Origin of the sequence: Diaphorobacter sp. LR2014-1 (assembly GCF_002916785.1) — a bacterium.
Taxonomy (GTDB): domain Bacteria; phylum Pseudomonadota; class Gammaproteobacteria; order Burkholderiales; family Burkholderiaceae_C; genus Diaphorobacter; species Diaphorobacter nitroreducens.
Genome location: NZ_MTBE01000011.1, coordinates 35,765 through 52,711 on the forward strand (window position 1 = coordinate 35,765; position 16,947 = coordinate 52,711).

The 16,947-nt window shown below is 69.6% G+C and carries 14 protein-coding genes; 11 read left to right on the forward strand and 3 right to left on the reverse strand.

Annotation, left to right across the window (positions count from 1 at the left end):
• Positions 1-34 precede the first annotated feature (34 nt).
• Genes nhaA through BV908_RS10385 form a run of 3 tightly spaced genes read left to right on the forward strand, consistent with a single transcriptional unit; the run spans position 35 to position 3,230 of the window.
• Positions 35-1,285: a Na+/H+ antiporter NhaA gene (gene nhaA, locus BV908_RS10375; RefSeq protein ID WP_103738071.1), complete on the forward strand. Its 1,251-nt coding sequence runs from the start codon at positions 35-37 to the stop codon at positions 1,283-1,285.
• 49 nt (positions 1,286-1,334) lie between these two features.
• Entirely contained in the window at positions 1,335-1,850 is a 516-nt protein-coding gene (locus tag BV908_RS10380; RefSeq protein ID WP_088888250.1) for a CoA-binding protein, read from the forward strand.
• A 54-nt stretch (positions 1,851-1,904) separates the two neighbouring features.
• Positions 1,905-3,230, forward strand: coding sequence for an O-acetylhomoserine aminocarboxypropyltransferase/cysteine synthase family protein (locus BV908_RS10385; protein WP_103738072.1), 1,326 nt, complete (start codon positions 1,905-1,907; stop codon positions 3,228-3,230).
• A 52-nt stretch (positions 3,231-3,282) separates the two neighbouring features.
• Here BV908_RS10385 and BV908_RS10390 read toward each other — a convergent pair whose 3' ends face one another.
• Positions 3,283-4,266: a TerC family protein gene (locus tag BV908_RS10390; protein ID WP_103738073.1), complete on the reverse strand. Its 984-nt coding sequence runs from the start codon at positions 4,264-4,266 to the stop codon at positions 3,283-3,285.
• A 127-nt stretch (positions 4,267-4,393) separates the two neighbouring features.
• On the opposite strand from BV908_RS10390, the gene BV908_RS10395 reads away from it, so the two are divergent.
• From BV908_RS10395 to BV908_RS10410, 4 genes are all read left to right on the forward strand, one after another.
• The gene (locus BV908_RS10395) at positions 4,394-5,320 is read left to right on the forward strand and encodes a LysR family transcriptional regulator (RefSeq protein WP_103738074.1); all 927 of its coding nucleotides are present in this window, start codon (positions 4,394-4,396) and stop codon (positions 5,318-5,320) included.
• 100 nt (positions 5,321-5,420) lie between these two features.
• Positions 5,421-6,533 carry a uroporphyrinogen decarboxylase gene (hemE, locus tag BV908_RS10400; RefSeq protein WP_103738075.1) on the forward strand — a complete coding sequence of 371 codons (1,113 nt, stop codon included), beginning with the start codon at positions 5,421-5,423 and terminating at the stop codon, positions 6,531-6,533.
• 649 nt (positions 6,534-7,182) lie between these two features.
• Positions 7,183-9,357 carry a primosomal protein N' gene (gene priA / locus BV908_RS10405; protein WP_210434014.1) on the forward strand — a complete coding sequence of 725 codons (2,175 nt, stop codon included), beginning with the start codon at positions 7,183-7,185 and terminating at the stop codon, positions 9,355-9,357.
• Between the two features lie 115 nt (positions 9,358-9,472).
• Positions 9,473-10,594, forward strand: a complete 1,122-nt coding sequence (locus tag BV908_RS10410; protein WP_103738077.1) for an asparaginase — start codon at positions 9,473-9,475, stop codon at positions 10,592-10,594.
• A gap of 207 nt (positions 10,595-10,801) precedes the next feature.
• Here the strand turns inward: BV908_RS10410 and BV908_RS10415 are convergent, their stop codons facing one another.
• Positions 10,802-11,758, reverse strand: a complete 957-nt coding sequence (locus BV908_RS10415) for an AEC family transporter (protein ID WP_047349285.1) — start codon at positions 11,756-11,758, stop codon at positions 10,802-10,804.
• Between the two features lie 176 nt (positions 11,759-11,934).
• Here BV908_RS10415 and BV908_RS10420 point away from each other — a divergent pair, with 176 nt between their 5' ends.
• The 4 genes from BV908_RS10420 (at position 11,935) to BV908_RS10435 (ending at position 16,294) form a co-directional block, all read left to right on the forward strand.
• Positions 11,935-14,004, forward strand: coding sequence for a UvrD-helicase domain-containing protein (locus BV908_RS10420; protein WP_103738078.1), 2,070 nt, complete (start codon positions 11,935-11,937; stop codon positions 14,002-14,004).
• A gap of 109 nt (positions 14,005-14,113) precedes the next feature.
• Positions 14,114-14,443, forward strand: a complete 330-nt coding sequence (locus BV908_RS10425) for a hypothetical protein (protein WP_246867487.1) — start codon at positions 14,114-14,116, stop codon at positions 14,441-14,443.
• A 41-nt stretch (positions 14,444-14,484) separates the two neighbouring features.
• Positions 14,485-15,666 (forward strand): phospholipase A, encoded by a 1,182-nt coding sequence (locus BV908_RS10430; protein WP_103738101.1) that lies wholly within the window; start codon positions 14,485-14,487, stop codon positions 15,664-15,666.
• Positions 15,667-15,907: 241 nt separating this feature from the next.
• Entirely contained in the window at positions 15,908-16,294 is a 387-nt protein-coding gene (locus BV908_RS10435; protein ID WP_011806955.1) for a hypothetical protein, read from the forward strand.
• Positions 16,295-16,369: 75 nt separating this feature from the next.
• On the opposite strand, the gene BV908_RS10440 is transcribed toward BV908_RS10435, so the two are convergent.
• A complete protein-coding gene (locus BV908_RS10440; protein WP_011806956.1) occupies positions 16,370-16,858 on the reverse strand; it encodes a universal stress protein in 489 nt (162 codons plus the stop codon).
• Positions 16,859-16,947 lie beyond the last annotated feature (89 nt).

The following is a 16,947-nucleotide window of genomic DNA, read 5'->3' on the forward strand; positions in this document are numbered from 1 at the left end:
CACCACGGGCCGCAGCATGCGGCCCCGCCTGTCCATGACCGACCGCCTTACCCCGCGGCGCGCTGCGCCGCGCCAGCCCGCCCTGCTTCCCCTGGCCGACCGCTGCACCGCCCTGCTCTCGCGCCTGTCGCATGCCGATGCCGCGGGCGGCATCGTGCTGCTGATCGCGGCCGCCGCCGCGCTGGCCTGGGCCAATTCACCCTGGGCCGCCAGCTACCACGCGCTGTGGCATATGCCACTGTCGGTCGCCGTGGGCGGCTGGCAGCTTACGCAGTCGCTGCATTTCTGGGTGAACGATGCGCTGATGACGGTGTTCTTCCTCGTGGTGGGGCTGGAGATCCGGCGCGAACTGCACGACGGCGCCCTGGCCCGCCCGCGCGATGCGCTGCTGCCCGTGCTGGCCGCGCTGGGCGGCGTGGCCGTGCCGGCGCTGCTGTACCTGGCGCTGGTGCCGCCCGCGTTGCGCAGCGGCTGGGCCGTGCCCACCGCCACCGACATCGCCTTCGCCGTGGGCGTGCTGGCCCTGCTGGGGCGCGGCCTGCCGCCGGTGCTGCGGGTGTTCCTGCTCACGCTGGCCATCATCGACGACCTGGTGGCCGTGCTCATCATCGCGCTGTTCTACTCGGGCGGGCTGCAGTGGCCGATGTTCGGCATCGCCGCGCTGGGCCTGGCGGGCGTGCTGCTGCTGCAGCAGCTGGGTGTGCGCCGCGCCTGGGCCTATGTGCCGGCCGGCGCGGTGCTGTGGTGGGGCATCTGGCAGACGGGCGCCCACCCCACGCTGGCCGGCGTGGTGCTGGGCCTGGTGACGCCGGTGCACGCACTGGCCGGGCGCGAGCCCGCGCCCCCGGTGCAGCGCGTGCAGGCCAGCCTGCACCCGTGGGTGACCTTTGGCGTGATGCCGCTGTTTGCGCTGGCCAATGCCGGCGTGGCGCTGGGCAGTGCAGGCGGCGCGCAACCGGCGGCGCCGGGCACCGGCCTGCTCATGGCCGCGGTGGCCGTGGCGCTGGTGGCCGGCAAGCCGCTGGGCGTGCTGCTGGCCTGCTGGCTGGCCGTGCGCCTGCGCCTGTGCGCCCTGCCCGCGGGCATGGGCTGGGGCGGGCTGCTGCTGACCGGGCTGCTGGCGGGCATCGGCTTCACCATGGCGATCTTCATCGCCACCCTGGCGTTCGACAGCGCCGCGCTGCTGGACGCCGCCAAGCGCGGCGTGCTGCTGGCCTCGGGCCTGGCGGCGTTGCTGGGACTGGCGTGGGGGTGGTGGCTCCAGCGCCGCGCCACGACCGCCTGAGGGGTGGCGCGGATACCCGTGGGCCCACGGCTGTGCATACACTGCCGCCATGCTCCGCACACCCGACACCATCAGCACTTTGCGTGACGTGCTCACGCAGTGCCACACCATCGCCGTGGTGGGCCTGTCGCCGCAATGGCACCGGCCCAGCCACTTTGCCGCCAAGTACATGCAGGCCCATGGCTACCGCGTGATTCCCGTGAACCCACTGGTCGCGCGCGAAGGCGGTCAGATCCTGGGCGAGACCGCCTACGCCAGCGTGACCGAGGCCTCCGCCGCGCTGGCCGCGCAGGGCGCGCGCATCGACATGGTGGATTGCTTTCGCAAGAGCGAGGACATCCCGCCGCTGGCGGCGGAAGCCATCGCGGTGGGCGCGCAATGCCTGTGGATGCAGCTGGGCGTGTTCAACGAGGCCGCCGGCGCGCAGGCCGAGGCCGCGGGCCTGCGCGTGATCCAGAACCGCTGCGTGAAGATCGAGCACGCACGCCTGTTCGGCGGCCTGGGCTGGATGGGCGTGAACACCCAGGTGATCTCGTCCAAGCGCCTGCGCAAGCTCCCATATTGATAGCTGCTAGCGCTTGATGGATAAGCGCTAGAGGCCTATTTGACCCATAACACCATGACCGCATCCACCCCACCCGGCTCTGGAGCCGACCGCGCCTTCGGCTTCGGCACGCGCGCCATCCACGCCGGCGCCCAGCCCGACCCCGTGACCGGCGCGCGCGCCACGCCCATCCACCAGACCACGAGCTTCGTCTTCGACGACGCCGAACACGCCAGCAGCCTGTTCAACCTGCAGACCTTCGGCAACGTCTACAGCCGCATCAGCAACCCCACGGTCGCCGTGTTCGAGGAGCGCATGGCCAGCCTGGAGGGCGGCCGCGCGGCCCTCGCCTGCGCCAGCGGCATGGCTGCGCAGATGGCGGCGCTGCTGGCCATCCTGAAGGCCGGCGACCACATCGTGGCCGCCAGCACGCTCTATGGCGGCACGGTGGGGCAGCTGGGCGTGGGTTTCAGCCGCCTGGGCATCGAGACGACCTTCGTCGACCCGTCCGACCCCGAGAACTTCGCCCGCGCCATGCGCCCGAACACGCGCGCCGTGTACGGCGAGACCATCGGCAACCCGCTGGTCAACGTGCTCGACATCGCGGCGATTGCGGAGGTGGCCCACGCCCACGGCGTGCCGCTGGTCATCGACAACACCGTGGCCAGCCCCTACCTGTGCAACCCGCTGGCCCTGGGTGCCGACATCGTGGTGCACAGCGCCACCAAGTACATCGGCGGCCACGGCACCACCATGGGTGGCGTGGTGGTGGAGGGTGGCACATTCCCCTGGGACAACGGCCACTTCCCCGAGATGGTGGAGCCCAGCCGCGCCTACCACGGCGTGAGGTTCTACGAGACCTTCGGCGATTTTGGCTACACCATGAAGGCGCGCATGGAGGTCAACCGCACCTTCGGCGGCGTGCTCTCGCCCCTCAACGCCTGGCTGCTGCTGCAGGGCGCCGAGACGCTGCACCTGCGCATGCGCGAGCATTGCCGCAACGCGCTGGCCGTCGCGCGGTTCCTGCAGCAGCACCCGCAGGTGGCCTGGGTCCACTACCCGGGCCTGCCGGACTCGCCCCACTACGCGCTGGCGCAAAAACAGTTCCGCGCAGTGGATGGCAGCCCCGGCGCCTCGGGCATCCTGACCTTCGGGGTGAAGGGCGGCGCAGCCGCGGGCGAGCGGTTCATCGACGCCTGCGAGTTCCTGAGCCACCTGGCCAACATCGGCGACGCGAAGACGCTGGTGATCCATCCCGCCTCCACCACGCACCGCCAGCTCAACGAGGAGGAGCTGGCCCGCGCCGGCGTGCGCGCGGACATGGTGCGCCTGAGCGTGGGCATCGAGGAGTTGGACGACATCCTCTGGGATATCGACCAGGCCCTGGCACGCACGCGCTGAACCGGGCCACCCACGGCCGGGGTCACGCCCAACCGGGGGCGCGCAGGGCAGGTCAGCGCTTGCCCGGCAGTGGGGGCGCGGGGCGCGCCGCGCTCCCCCCCGAGCCGCGCAGCGACAGCACGATGGAGCCGGCAATCAGCGTCGCCGTGACCAGCAGCGCGTAGCCGATGGGAATCTTCACCAGGTCAATCAGCAGCATCTTGGTGCCGATGAACACCAGCACCAGCGCCAGACCGTAGGCCAGCAGGTGGAAGCGGTTGGCCAGGTCGGCCAGCAGGAAGTACAGCGCGCGCAGGCCCAGGATGGCGAACACGTTGGCCGTGAGCACGATGAACGGGTCGCTGGTGATGGCGAAGATGGCGGGGATGCTGTCCACCGCGAAGATGATGTCGGTGGTGCCGATCAGCACCAGCACCACGAACAGCGGGGTGTAGTGCTTGACGCCGTCGATCATGGTGGAGAGTTTCTCTCCGTCGAACCGGTCGGTGATGCGCATGCGCTGGCGCAGCAGCTTGAGCACCGGGTTGGTCGCGATATCGGGCTCCTGCCCCGCTGCAAACCACATCTTGATGCCGGTGACCACGAGGAACGCGCCAAACACGTACAGCAGCCAGTGGAACGTGGCCAGCAGCCACGCGCCCGCCAGGATCAACAGCGTGCGCAACACGATGGCGCCGATGATGCCGATGATGAGGGCGCGCTTTTGGTACTGCGGCGGCACGGCGAAGTAGCTGAACAGCATCAGAAACACAAAGATGTTGTCCACCGAGAGGCTCTTTTCGACGAGATAGCCGGTGATGAACTGCATCGACACCGTGTTGGCCACGTCGCGGCCCTGGCTGCTGTCCAGGTACCACCACAGCAGTCCCACGAACACGAACGCCAGCGCAAACCACAGCAGGCTCCAGCGCGCGGCCTCGCCCATCGTCACCCGGTGCGCGCCCTGGCGCTCCATCACCAGCAGGTCCACGGCGATCGCCACGACCACAAAGGCGGCGAAGCCCGCCCACATCCACCAGGTGCCTATCGTTTCCATGCGTCCTTCTCCAATGGGGTTGTACTGACACGGGCCCACCGCCCGAGGGGTGCAATATAGGAGGCGCGTGGATTCCAAAAAACCTACCTTATCAGTACTATTACTTCGGTTTTTACGAAGTAACTCCATGAGCCAGAGCTTCAACTACCGCCACCTGTACTACTTCTGGGTCGTCGCCAAGGAGGGCGGCATGGCACGGGCCGCCGAGCGGCTGGACATGGCCGTGCAGACCATCAGCGCACAGGTGCGCGAGCTGGAGAAGTCCCTGGGGGTGAGCCTGCTGCGCTCCGAGGGCCGCAACCTCATGCTGACCGAGGCCGGCGTGGCCGCGCTGCACGAGGCCGACCACATCTTCGCGCTGGGCGAGCAGCTGCCCCAGCGCGTGCGCGAGGCCGCCTCGGGCCCCACACTGCGCCTGAACCTGGGCATCTCCGACGGCATTGCCAAACTGGCGGTCCACCGGCTGCTCACTCCCGTGCTGGACGAGCCCCACCTGCGCCTGCTGTGCCACGAGGGGGAATTCCAGCCCCTGCTGGGCGAGCTGGCGCTGCACAAGCTGCACGCGGTGCTGGCCGACCGCCCCGCCCCGCCCAACCCGGCGCTGCGCACCACCAGCCAGTTGCTGGGCACCAGCGCCATTGGCTGGTATGCCCCGCCGCTGTGGGCGCAGGCCGCGCGCCACGAATTCCCGCGCAGCCTGGCGGTGGTCCCCGTGCTGCTGCCCACCGAGCACGCCGCGCTGCGCGCGCGCATCGACCACTGGCTGGAACGCGAGCGCATCCGCCCGCGCATTGCAGGGGAATTCGAGGACAGCGCCCTGCTCAGCACCTTCGCAGCCACTGGCATGGGCGTGATGCCCGCGCCCGAGACCCTGGGCGCGCACCTGGAGCAGACCCATGGCCTCGTGCCCGTGGGCACCACCCCCGAGGTGCATGAGCAGTTCCACCTGATCTACAGCGCCCGCAAGGTGATGCACCCGCTGCTGACCCGGCTGCTGGAGGCCGGAGCCGATGGGACGCTGTGGAACCCGGACCCCACCCGTTCCCCCGTGTGAGGAGACGGCGCATCGTCCTGCAGCGCCCTTTCCTTGATCTGAGGCAAGCCCGCGGGGCTTGCCCAAGGCCTGCGGGAGCCGGCCTGCGACAATCGAGCGCATGAGCTTCGCCCCCCTCCAGAACGACACCTTCCTGCGGGCCTGCCGTCGTCAGGCCACCGACTACACGCCCCTGTGGCTGATGCGCCAGGCGGGCCGCTACCTGCCCGAATACAAGGCCACGCGCGCCAAGGCCGGCAGCTTCATGGGCCTGGCCACGAACGTGGAGTACGCCACCGAGGTGACGCTGCAGCCGCTGGAGCGCTTCCCGCTGGACGCCGCCATCCTGTTCAGCGACATCCTCACCGTGCCCGACGCCATGGGCCTGGGCCTGTCGTTCGCCGAGGGCGAAGGCCCGCGCTTTGCCAAGGCGGTGCGCGACGAGGCCGACGTGGCCGCGCTGGCCGTGCCCGACCTGGACAAGCTGCGCTATGTGTTCGACGCCGTCACCAGCATCCGCCGCGCGCTGAACGGCCGCGTGCCGCTGATCGGCTTCTCGGGCAGCCCCTGGACCCTGGCCTGCTACATGGTCGAGGGCAAGGGCAGCGACGACTACCGCCTCGTCAAGACGCTGATGTACAGCCGCCCGGACTTGATGCACCGCATCCTGGCGGTGAACGCGGACGCCGTGGCCGCCTACCTGAACGCCCAGATCGACGCCGGCGCCCAGGCGGTAATGGTCTTCGACAGCTGGGGCGGCGTGCTGGCCGACGGGTGCTTCCAGGACTTCAGCCTGGAATACACCCGGCGCGTGCTGGCGCAGCTCAAGCGCACGGGCGTGGACGGCCAGGACGTGCCGCGCATCGTCTTCACCAAGGGCGGCGGCATCTGGCTCGACGACATGAAGGACATCGACTGCGAGGTGCTCGGCCTGGACTGGACGGCCCACCTGGGCAAGGCGCGCGCCATCGTCGGCGGGCAGGTGGGCGGCCCCGGCAAGGCGCTGCAGGGCAACATCGACCCGAACGTGCTGTTCGCCCCGCCCGAAGCCGTGGCAGCCCAGGTGCGCGCCGTGCTCGACAGCTTCGGCACGCCGCACACCGACAAGACCAGCACCGGCCCCACGCACATCTTCAACCTGGGCCACGGCATCAGCCAGTTCACCCCGCCCGAACACGTGGCCGCGCTGGTGGAAGCCGTGCATGGCTATTCACGCAGCCTGCGGCAGCGGTGAATGCCTACTTACCAGGGCTGCGGCGCCGGCATGACTTATTCACACTGCGGCAGCCGCATCCGGCTTGCCGCGCGGCCCGCAGTGAGCAGCGCAACAACCGGCAACAAATCACTCCGAACCTCGTAAGTGGTTGATTCATATGAAAGTCCTGCGCCTGCCGATTTTGTGGGCACCCTAAGCAAACCACGGCCAGACAAGGGCTTTCGGGCGGCCCAGCCGGGATATCAACAAAGTTATCCACAGAAAATCTGAACTTCCTGTGTTTCCCTCGCAAAATCAAGCACTTGCCGCACGAAGTGAAGGAAAAGTCCCACAGTGGCTGCAACGCCTACCACATCCGGGGATGCTCTTCCCTATTGACAGCGCCAGTTGTTCACATGCTGGCAACTGCGGCCCCCTGCGCAGAGCGTCGCCCGACAACCGCTGCGGCACTGTTTGCGGCGCAGCAAAGAACGTTGATTCATAAGCTTTTTTTGCATCGCGCCGTCTACAAATCCGCTAGCGCGCAGTCCAGCCGGGGCGCGCCCCGCAGCCTGTTGCACGCTGCTTTTCAACAAAGTTATCCACAGCACCTCTCATAGCAGTGGGCACGCTTGTGGAATCATGCGGGGCCGCGCCCCGGTGCCGTCCGCGTTTTCACCCACCGCCCATGCCTGACCGTTCCCCGCCCCCGACCATGCCGCATGACAGCGCAGCCTGCCTGCTCTGCGTGGCCGTGAGCACGCCGGCGCACAGTGGCGTGGGCGAACCGCTGAGCTACGCCAGCCCGCGCCCGCTGCCTGCCGGGACACTGGTGCGCGTGCCGCTGGGCGCGCGCGAGGTGCTGGGCGTGGTCTGGGACGCGCCCGCCGAGCCAGCGGCGCTACCGCCGGGCATGGTGCCGCGCACGGTGGCGGGCGTGCTCGAAGGCGTGGCGCCGCTGGACGCCGCCTGGCGCCGTCTGGTGACCTTCGCCGCGCGCTACTACCAACGCGCGGTGGGCGAGGTGGCGCTGGCCGCCCTGCCCCCACAGCTGCGCGACCTCACGCCCGAGCAGTTGGCGCGGCGCCTGCGCCGCCCCGCACCGCCGGCGCACCCATCCGAAGCAGTTACAAAAACAATAGCACTTACCGCAGAACAGGCAAGCGCTACAGCCCAAATCGATGCAGAGAGCGGGCCCTTCCTGCTGTTCGGCAGCACGGGCAGCGGCAAGACCGAGGTGTACCTGCACTGCGTGCAGCGCGCCCTGGCCGGCCATCCCGCCGCACAGGCACTGGTGATGGTGCCCGAGATCAACCTCACCCCGCAGCTGGAGGCGCGCTTTCGCGAGCGCTTCGCGCCCCTGTACGGCGAGGCGGCCGTGGTCAGCATGCACAGCGGGATGACGCCGGCACAGCGCCTGAAGAGCTGGCTCGCCGCGCATACGGGCGCTGCGCGCATCGTGCTCGGCACGCGCATGGCGGTGTTCGCCAGCCTGCCGGGGCTGGCACTGGTCGTGGTGGACGAAGAGCATGACGCCAGCTACAAGCAGCAGGAGGGCGCGCGCTACTCCGCGCGCGACCTGGCGCTGTGGCGCGGACGCGAGCAGGGCGCCAAGGTGATCCTGGGCAGCGCCACCCCGTCGCTGGAGAGCTGGCATGCCAGCACCCCGGTCAGCGAGGGCGGCCCGGGCCGTTACCTGCGCCTGCACATGCCCAGCCGTATCGGCTCCGCAGAAGGCGCCGGCGCAGGCGAGCTGCCGCGCGTGCGCCTGGTGGACATGGGGCAACAGCCGCGCAGTTCGGGGGCGGGTGGCGTGTTCTCGCCCCCGCTGCTGGCCGCCATCACCGAACGGGTGCAACGCGGGGAGCAATGCCTGGTGCTGCTCAACCGCCGGGGCTTTGCACCCGTGCTGCACTGCCATGACTGCAGCTGGAAGAGCGACTGCCCGCACTGCAGCGCCCACCAGGTGTTCCACAAGAGCGACCGCACGCTGCGCTGCCACCACTGTGGCTTTACGCAACGCGTGCCGCGGGCCTGCCCCAGCTGCGGCAACCCGGACATCCTGCCCCTGGGCCGGGGCACCGAGCAGCTGGAAGAGCAACTGGCCGCCCTGCTGCGCAACGTGATCACCCCGGACCGCCGCGCCGCGCGCGTGGCACGCATCGACGCCGACACCACCCGCGCCAAGGGGGCGCTGGAGGAGCAACTGGCCCAGGTGCACAGCGGCGAGGTGGACGTGCTGGTCGGCACGCAGATGGTGGCCAAGGGGCATGACTTTCGGCGCATCACCCTGGTGGCGGCCGTGCAGCCCGACGGAGCGCTCTTCAGCAGCGACTTCCGCGCGCCCGAGCGCATGTTCGCCCTGCTGATGCAGGCTGCGGGCCGCGCGGGGCGCGATGCGCGCTATGTGGCCGCGCAGGGCAGCCCGCCCGAGATGTGGATCCAGACCTGGCACCCCGACCACGCCGTCTATGCCGCGCTGCGCCGCCACGACTACCCGGCCTTTGCCGCGCGCCAGCTGGCCGAACGCCAGGAAGCCGGCATGCCGCCCTTCGCCTATCAGGCGCTGGTGCGCGCGGACGCCCGCACGCAGGAGGCGGCCCAGGCCTTCCTGCAGGCCGCCAGCGACGCCGCGCGCGCCGCCGGGCTGCCGGGGCTGGACCAGGTCTTTCTGTTCCCGCCGGTGCCGCTCGCCATCCAGCGCGTGGCCAATGTGGAGCGCGCGCAGATGCTGCTGGAAAGTCCCCAGCGCGGTGCGCTGCAGCGCTTTCTGGCCGCGTGGCAGCCGCTGCTGCATGCCGAGCGCCCGCGCCACCGCGGCCTGGTGCGCTGGCTGGTGGACGTGGACCCGCAGGCGATCTGAGGCCCCCGCCGCTGCGGGCGGTGCCCGCGGGTTTTCTCGCATGGCATGCGCTGCGCCATCGGGGCAAAGTTCCGCCCCCGGTCCACGAGACCGCTTTTCTTTTTTGGAACCCACAATGACCTTCCAAGCGTTTCGCATGTCGCTGGTGGCCGCTGCCATCACCGTTGCCGGTTTTGCCGGCGCCCCCACCCTCGCCCACGCGCAGGACACGCGCGCCACGGCGGCCACGCAGGCCCAGCCGGCCGCCGCCAAGCCCCGCGTGGTAGTGCTGGCCACGGGCGGCACGATCGCCGGCGCCGGCGCCTCGGCCATGAACAGCGCCACCTACACGGCCGCCAAGGTGCCCGTGGACAAGCTGTTGGCCGGCCTGCCCGAGCTGTCCAACGTCGCCCAGGTGTCGGGCGAACAGGTGTTCCAGATCGCTTCCGAGAGCTTCACCAACGAACACCTGCTGAAGCTGGCCCAGCGCGTGTCGCAACTGGCCAAGCAGGGCGACGTGGACGGCATCGTCATCACCCATGGCACTGACACGCTGGCCGAGACCGCCTACTTCCTGAGCCTGACAGTGCGCACCGACAAGCCGATCGCGCTGGTCGGCTCCATGCGCCCGGGTACTGCCCTGTCGGCCGACGGCGCGCTGAACCTGGTCAACGCCGTGAGCGTGGCGGCCTCCAAGGATGCGCGCGGCAAGGGCGTGCTGGTCACCATGAACGACGAGATCAACACCGCGCGCGACGTGAACAAGGACATCAACATCCAGACCAGCGCCTTCAAGAGCCAGTGGGGCCCGCTGGGCATGGTGGTGGAGGGGAAGAATTACTGGTTCCGCGCGCCGGTGAAGCGCCACACCACGCAATCGGAATTCGACATCGACAGCATCACCTCGCTGCCCCAGGTGGACATCGTCTATGCCTACGGCAACGTGCAGCCCACGGCCGTGAACGCGCTGGTGGCCGGCGGCGCCAAGGCCATCATCCATGCCGGCACGGGCAACGGCTCAGTGGCCGACCGCATGGTCAAGCCGCTGCAGGACGCGCGCGCCCAGGGCGTGGTCATCGTGCGTTCGGCGCGCGTGCCCTACGGCTTCGTGCTGCGCAACGCCGAGCAGCCCGACGACAAGCACGACTGGGTGGTGGCCCACGATCTGCGCCCCGAAAAGGCGCGCATCCTGACCATGCTCGCCCTGGCCAAGGGCGCCAGCACGCAGGAACTGCAGCGCATGTTCTGGGAGTATTGAAGTCTGCCCCTCAGGCGCCCGCGCCTTCCCCTGCTCTCCCCTCGCGTCGCAATACGGGCAGGGGGACGGCACCCTCGCGGCGCGGCCGGTCCAGGTCCTTACCCAATGGCCGTCGGTCTGGCGCACGCGGTACAACGGCTGCGCTTCAGGTGGATATTTTTTAGCCAAATCGACACCTAGCGCAGTCCCACCCTGCGCCAAGCGCTCTCATTTTTGAACCAAAAGCGCAACGGCGGCCGAAAAGCTGAGGAACGCCAGCGCCGTACTCACCAGGATGATGCGCGCCACGCGCCCGCCGTGGGACCCGAAGCGCTCCACCAGCAGCGCCACGTTGCTCGCGCTGGGCAGCGCGGCCAGCAGCACCATCACCGTGAGCGTGAACGGCGACAGGTCCACCCCCAGCGCCATCGCCGCACGCCCCACGCACCACACCAGCAGCGGGTGCACGACGAGCTTGGCCAGCGCGATCGGCACGTACTGGCCCGGCGGCACGTATTCCTGCTGGTTCATCTGCGAGCGCGCCAGCACCGCGCCAATGGTGAACAGCGCCACCGGCGATGCCGCGCCCGCCAGCATGGCCAGCGTCTGGTCCACGGGGCCCGGCGGCTGCCACTGCAGGACCGACGCCACGCCGCCCAGCACGATGGACCAGGGCATGGGGTTGGTGGCCATGCCGCGCAGCGCGTTGCGCAGCGCCACGGCCACGCCGTGCGCACCCGCGCCATCCAGGCGCGACAGCGCGATGCACGCCGAACTGGTGATCACCAGGTCCACCGCCAGCACCACGATCACGGTGCCGGCACTGGCCTCGCCCAGCAACGCCACCAGCAGCGGAACGCCCATGAAGCCGGTGTTGGGAAAGGCAGCCACCAGCGCGCCGAAGGCCGCATCGTTCCACCCCCGGCGCCGCAGCGTGAGGGCCACCGTGCCGCCCACCATGAGCAGCGCACACAGCAGGTACAGCCCGGCGACGGCCGGGTCCAGCAGCTGTGCGATGGGCGTGCTGGCGCCGAAGCGGTACAGCATGCATGGCAGCGCGAAATACAGCACGAAGCTGTTCAGCCCCCCGATGGCGGACACCGGCAGCGCCCCGGCCCGCGTGGCCAGGTAGCCGCACAGCACGAGGGCGAAGAAGGGGAAGGTGATCAGCAGGACGGACAGCACGGGCGCGATTGTCGCAGCGCCGCCGCGCGCTGAAACACCTTGTCACCGGGCGTGCCACCCCGGGCAATCACCCTGGTGCGCGCACGCCGCTATCATGCACACCCGCTGTTCTCCCTCTCACCCGCCGCCCGCCGCAACCCGCGGCGCAGGCGCGCCCCGTTCCTCCCGCTGCATCCATGTCCGGTCTCAATCTTGCTCAGTTGCAGGCAGTGCACTACACCGAGGGCCCGTGCCTGGTGCTGGCAGGCGCGGGCTCGGGCAAGACGCGGGTGATCACGCACAAGATCGCGCGGCTGATCGAGACGGGCCTGGCGCCCCGGCGCATCGCTGCCATCACCTTCACCAACAAGGCCGCGGCCGAGATGCGCGAGCGCGCCGCCGGCCTGATCGGCCGCCAGGCCAAGGACGTGCTGGTGTGCACCTTCCACGCCCTGGGCGTGCGCATGGTGCGCGAGGACGGCCATGTGCTGGGCCTCAAGCCCTCGTTCAGCATCCTGGACCAGGACGACGTGACGGGCATCCTCAAGGACTGCGCGGGCGGCACCACCGACCTGGCCACCGCGCGCCAGTGGCAATGGACCATCAGCAACTGGAAGAACCAGGGCTGGGACGCGCGCAAGGCGCTGGCCATGGCCCAGGACGACCATGAGCGCAGCATCGCCCTGATCATGCAGCGCTACGAGGAGCGCCTGACGGCCTACCAGAGCGTGGATTTCGACGACCTGATCGGCATGCCCATGCGCCTCTTGCGCCACCACCCCGAGGTGCGCGAGAAGTGGCAGCGCCTCTTGGGCCACGTGCTGGTGGACGAATACCAGGACACCAACGCCACGCAGTACGAATTGCTGAAATACCTGGTGGGCGAGCGCGCGCGCTTCACCGCCGTGGGCGACGACGACCAGAGCATCTATGGCTGGCGCGGCGCCACGCTGGACAACCTGAAGAAGCTGCCGCAGGACTTCCCGCAGCTCAACGTCATCAAGCTGGAGCAGAACTACCGCTCGACCAGCGCCATCCTGCGCGCGGCCAACCACGTCATCCAGCCCAATCCCAAGCTGTTTCCCAAGACGCTGTTCAGCGAGCTGGGCGAGGGCGAGCCCGTGCGCGTGGTCGATTGCGACAACGAGGAGCACGAGGCCGAGCGCGCCGTGGCGCGCATCCAGGGCCTGCGGGCAGCCAGCAATCCACCGCCGGCGTGGAAGAACTTCGCCATCCTCTACCGCGCCAACCACCAGGCCAAGCCGTTCGAGAAGGCCCTGCGCAAGGCCAACATCCCCTACAAGGTCTCGGGCGGCACCAGCTTCTTCGACCGCGCCGAGATCAAGGACCTGTGCGCGTGGTTCCGCCTGTGGATCAACAACGACGACGACCCTGCCTTCCTGCGCGCCGTCACCAGCCCGCGGCGCGGCGTGGGCCACACCACGCTGGCGGCACTGGGCGAGTTCGCCACGCAGCACAAGCAAAGCATGTTCGGCGCGCTGTTCAACGCCATGCTGCCCGCCGTGATCCCCAAGCGGGGCCTGGAAGGCCTGCTGGAGTTCGGCCGCACCGTCAACGACCTGGAGCACCGCGCACGCCACACGCACGGCCACGAAGCCGCGCGTGCCTTCCTGGCCGACTGGCTCAAGGACATGGGCTACGAGCAGCATCTGTACGACAGCGAGGACAGCGAAAAGGTGGCCGCAGCGCGCTGGAGCAACGTGCTGGAGTTCTGCGACTGGATGGCGCAGCGCGCGGGCGGCCAGATCGACGACACCGCGGGCGCGACGGTGCAGGCCGCGACCAAGAGCCTGCTGGAGGTGGCGCAGACCATCGCCCTGCTGTCCACCATCTCCGAGCGCGAACAGGAGCAGGACATGGTGGTGCTGTCCACGCTGCATGCCAGCAAGGGGCTGGAGTGGCCGCACGTGATCCTGGCCGGCGTGACCGAGGGCATGCTGCCCTTCAAGCTGGACGATGACGACGGCCGCCAGCAGAAGGTGAGTGACGACACCCTGCAGCGCCTGCAGGAGGAGCGCCGCCTGATGTACGTGGGCATCACCCGCGCCCAGCGCACGCTGGCCGTGAGCTGGACCAAGAAGCGCAAGAAGGGGCGCGAGATGGTGGCCTGCCAGCCCAGCCGATTCATTGCCGAGATGAAGCTGGACGCCGCCACGGCGCGCGAGAACCCACGCGACAAGTTGCGCCAGTTGCGCGAGGAATTCGCGCGCAAGGCCCAGGCCACCCCCAGCCCCGCCACACCCTGAACCCATGTTGAAAACTATATTTTTGATAGCTGCCAGCGCTTTACTGGTAAGCGCTTGCGCCCAAAAACCCTCTCAACCTCCGCGCCCGGCCTGCCCCACGGCCGCGCAGATGGAGCAGCCCGAACTCGTGGGCCGCTGGCAGGCGCGGCTGGACGGCATGGCCGAGCCCGTGCTGCTGGAACTGGGCCCCCACCCCGAATGGGACGGCACGGTGAAGGGACGCATCCAGTGGCCGGGCTTCACCTCGGTGGTGGTGGGCGACGTGCACCAGGGCCGGCTCACCCTGGAAGAGTCGCGCGACGGCACGCGGGTCAGCGGCAACTGGAGCGGCGACGTCGTCGAAGGCAGCTGCGCGCGCGAGATCCGCGGCGAATGGACCGACGAGGCCGACCGGCCCTACACCTTCACCCTGCGCAAGCAGGCCCCTTCCCGGCCCTGACCTGCATGGCAGCCGTCACCGACCACGCGCATCATCCGACCATGACACAGCCTTCACACCCCCTGTCCCGCCTGGGCCTGGCCACCGCGCTGCTGGGCACGGCCCTGCCGCTGGTCAGCTGGGCCGAAACCGCCGCAGCCCCCGCCGTCAACCGGGTGGCCGGCTGGCGCCAGTGCGCCGCCCTCACCGGTGACAGCCAGGCACGCCTGGCCTGCTTTGACCAGTGGTCCGCCGAGCAGAGCTGGCAGGCGCCGCCCGCTTCGGCCAGCGCCCAGCCCGCCGCCGCCACGCAGGCGCCGCCCCCGCCGGTGGACGCCACGCTGCCGGCCACGCGCATCATCGACGTGGCGCAGGTGGACGGCTGCCGCGACGGCCAGTACAGCACCCTGTCGCGCTTCTGGGAGCTGGAGACGGGCAGCGACTGCGGGGCGTTCCGCTTTCGCGGCTACCGGCCCATGAGCGTGTCCGTCGTGGGCGCCACCAGCGTCAACCGCCTGCCCACCTCTGGCAGCCCGGACAACAACGCCACCAGCGAGGTGGACTACCGCAAGACCGAGATGCGCGTGCAGCTGTCGGTGCGTACCAAGCTCGCGCAGGGCCTGCTCACGCGCGGCCACCCCACGCTGCGCGACTCGCTGTGGGCGGGCTACACGCAGCAGTCGTACTGGCAGCTGTTCTCGCCGGGCATCTCGCGGCCGTTCCGCAACACGGACCACGAGCCCGAGATCATGTACGTGTACCCCACCGACGCCAAGCTGCCCTTCGGCTGGCGCTGGCGCTACAGCGGCATCGGCCTGGTGCACCAGTCCAACGGCCAGAGCCTGCCGCTGTCGCGCAGCTGGAACCGCGTGTACCTGATGACCGGCATGGAGCTGGACAACCGCTGGACCGTCACCGGCCGCCTGTGGAAGCGCCTGCACGAGAGCGCGGACAGCGACGACAACCCCGGCATCAGCAACTACGTGGGCCGGGCCGAGCTGGGCCTGACCTGGAACGTGGACAAGGACAACACCCTGGCGCTGACCGCACGGCATTCGCTGGGGGCGACCGGGCGCGGCTCGGCACGGCTGGAATGGCTGCAAACCCTCGGAACCAGCCTGGTGGGCAACCGCACCAACCTGCGCCTGCACACCCAGCTGTTCACGGGCTACGGCGACAGCCTGATCGACTACAACCGCAAGCGCACCGTGTTCAGCGTGGGCCTGAGCCTGGTGGATTTCTGAACCCCACAGCGCGAATGGACGGGCCGGCGCGCCGCGCGCGCCTGCCGGCCCGATCACAACCGGTTACCCTTTGACCGGGCCGGCGGGTTGAAGGCGCCGCGGTGCGCCGACACAATCGGGCGCACCCCGGCGCCGCCGGGGGCGGGCCCGCGCCCTGGGCAATAAGCGCCTGCTTTCGCGCGGTATTCGCCCCATCACCGGCCAGCGCCGTCCGCACAATGCAGCCCGGAGGACGACGACCATGGACCTGCAATACCAGCTGAAGGCCGGCAGCTACTACCTGTACGACATGCGCGAAACGCCCAGCGCAGTCACGGGCGAGCGTCGCTTCAAGCTCAAGACCGACACCGTGGCCATTGCCTTCGACCTGCACACCGGCGAGGTGCACCAGCACGGCAGCCCGGCACGCATCCAGTCCTGGGCCACGCACACGCGCCGGCGCCTGCGCGCCGCTGGCGCGGCGGACGTGGCCAACGACATCGTGGTCGTCTCCGGCCCGCTGCCCGTGGACGAGCTCAACAAATGCCTGTGGATCAGCGGCTACTGCCGGCGCATGTTCACGCGCCTGGCCAGCCTGCCGCACGGCAAGCTGCAGCGCGCGGCGCAGCAATGGAAAAAAGCGGCCTGAACGCCCTGCCCATCTGCGCCAGCAGCTCTTGATTCAATAGCACAACGGGTCCCGCGGGACCCGTTGTTTCTGGTGTCAGTCCTGCGCACCTACGTCGTCGTCCTGGTCATCATCCTCGGGCAGCTCCTCCGGCTCCGCATGCTTGACCACGGTGACGGGCACGGGACTTTGCTGCACCAGCGCCTGCGACACCGAGCCCAGCAGCGTGCCGCGCAGCCCGCCCAGGCCGCGCGCGCCGATGATGAGCGCGTCGCAGCCGCAGCGCTCCACCATGTCCACCAGCGTGGCCGCCACGGGGCCCAGACCGATCTCGGTCTCATACGGCACGCCCGCGGCCTCCACCATCGCCACGGCCGACGCCATCAGGTGCTGGCCGGCCTCCACGCTCGCGGCGGCCACGGCGTCCGCGCCCTGCGTGGCCAGCTCGATCAGCGAGGCCTCTTCCTGCACGTGGCCCAGCACCAGCGTGGCCTGCAGGCCGCCGCGGCGCACCAGGGCCACGCCATGGCGCACGGCGTCGAGCGCGAGTTCGGAGCCATCAACGGCGATCAGGATTCGGAACATGGGGCACCTCCTTGCAATGCTGTGTCGATAGGGTCAGTGTAGGCCGCGCGGGGCGCTGCGGGCACCAATCCCCGCCGGTGCAGTCTGGG

Coding starts and splice junctions, on each gene's coding strand:
- nhaA (WP_103738071.1), top strand. CDS start 35: ATGACCGACCGCCTTACCCCGCGGCGCGCTGCGCCGCGCCAGCCCGCC.
- BV908_RS10380 (WP_088888250.1), top strand. CDS start 1,335: ATGCTCCGCACACCCGACACCATCAGCACTTTGCGTGACGTGCTCACG.
- BV908_RS10385 (WP_103738072.1), top strand. CDS start 1,905: ATGACCGCATCCACCCCACCCGGCTCTGGAGCCGACCGCGCCTTCGGC.
- BV908_RS10390 (WP_103738073.1), bottom strand. CDS start 4,266: ATGGAAACGATAGGCACCTGGTGGATGTGGGCGGGCTTCGCCGCCTTT.
- BV908_RS10395 (WP_103738074.1), top strand. CDS start 4,394: ATGAGCCAGAGCTTCAACTACCGCCACCTGTACTACTTCTGGGTCGTC.
- hemE (WP_103738075.1), top strand. CDS start 5,421: ATGAGCTTCGCCCCCCTCCAGAACGACACCTTCCTGCGGGCCTGCCGT.
- priA (WP_210434014.1), top strand. CDS start 7,183: ATGCCTGACCGTTCCCCGCCCCCGACCATGCCGCATGACAGCGCAGCC.
- BV908_RS10410 (WP_103738077.1), top strand. CDS start 9,473: ATGACCTTCCAAGCGTTTCGCATGTCGCTGGTGGCCGCTGCCATCACC.
- BV908_RS10420 (WP_103738078.1), top strand. CDS start 11,935: ATGTCCGGTCTCAATCTTGCTCAGTTGCAGGCAGTGCACTACACCGAG.
- BV908_RS10425 (WP_246867487.1), top strand. CDS start 14,114: ATGGAGCAGCCCGAACTCGTGGGCCGCTGGCAGGCGCGGCTGGACGGC.
- BV908_RS10430 (WP_103738101.1), top strand. CDS start 14,485: ATGACACAGCCTTCACACCCCCTGTCCCGCCTGGGCCTGGCCACCGCG.
- BV908_RS10435 (WP_011806955.1), top strand. CDS start 15,908: ATGGACCTGCAATACCAGCTGAAGGCCGGCAGCTACTACCTGTACGAC.
- BV908_RS10440 (WP_011806956.1), bottom strand. CDS start 16,858: ATGTTCCGAATCCTGATCGCCGTTGATGGCTCCGAACTCGCGCTCGAC.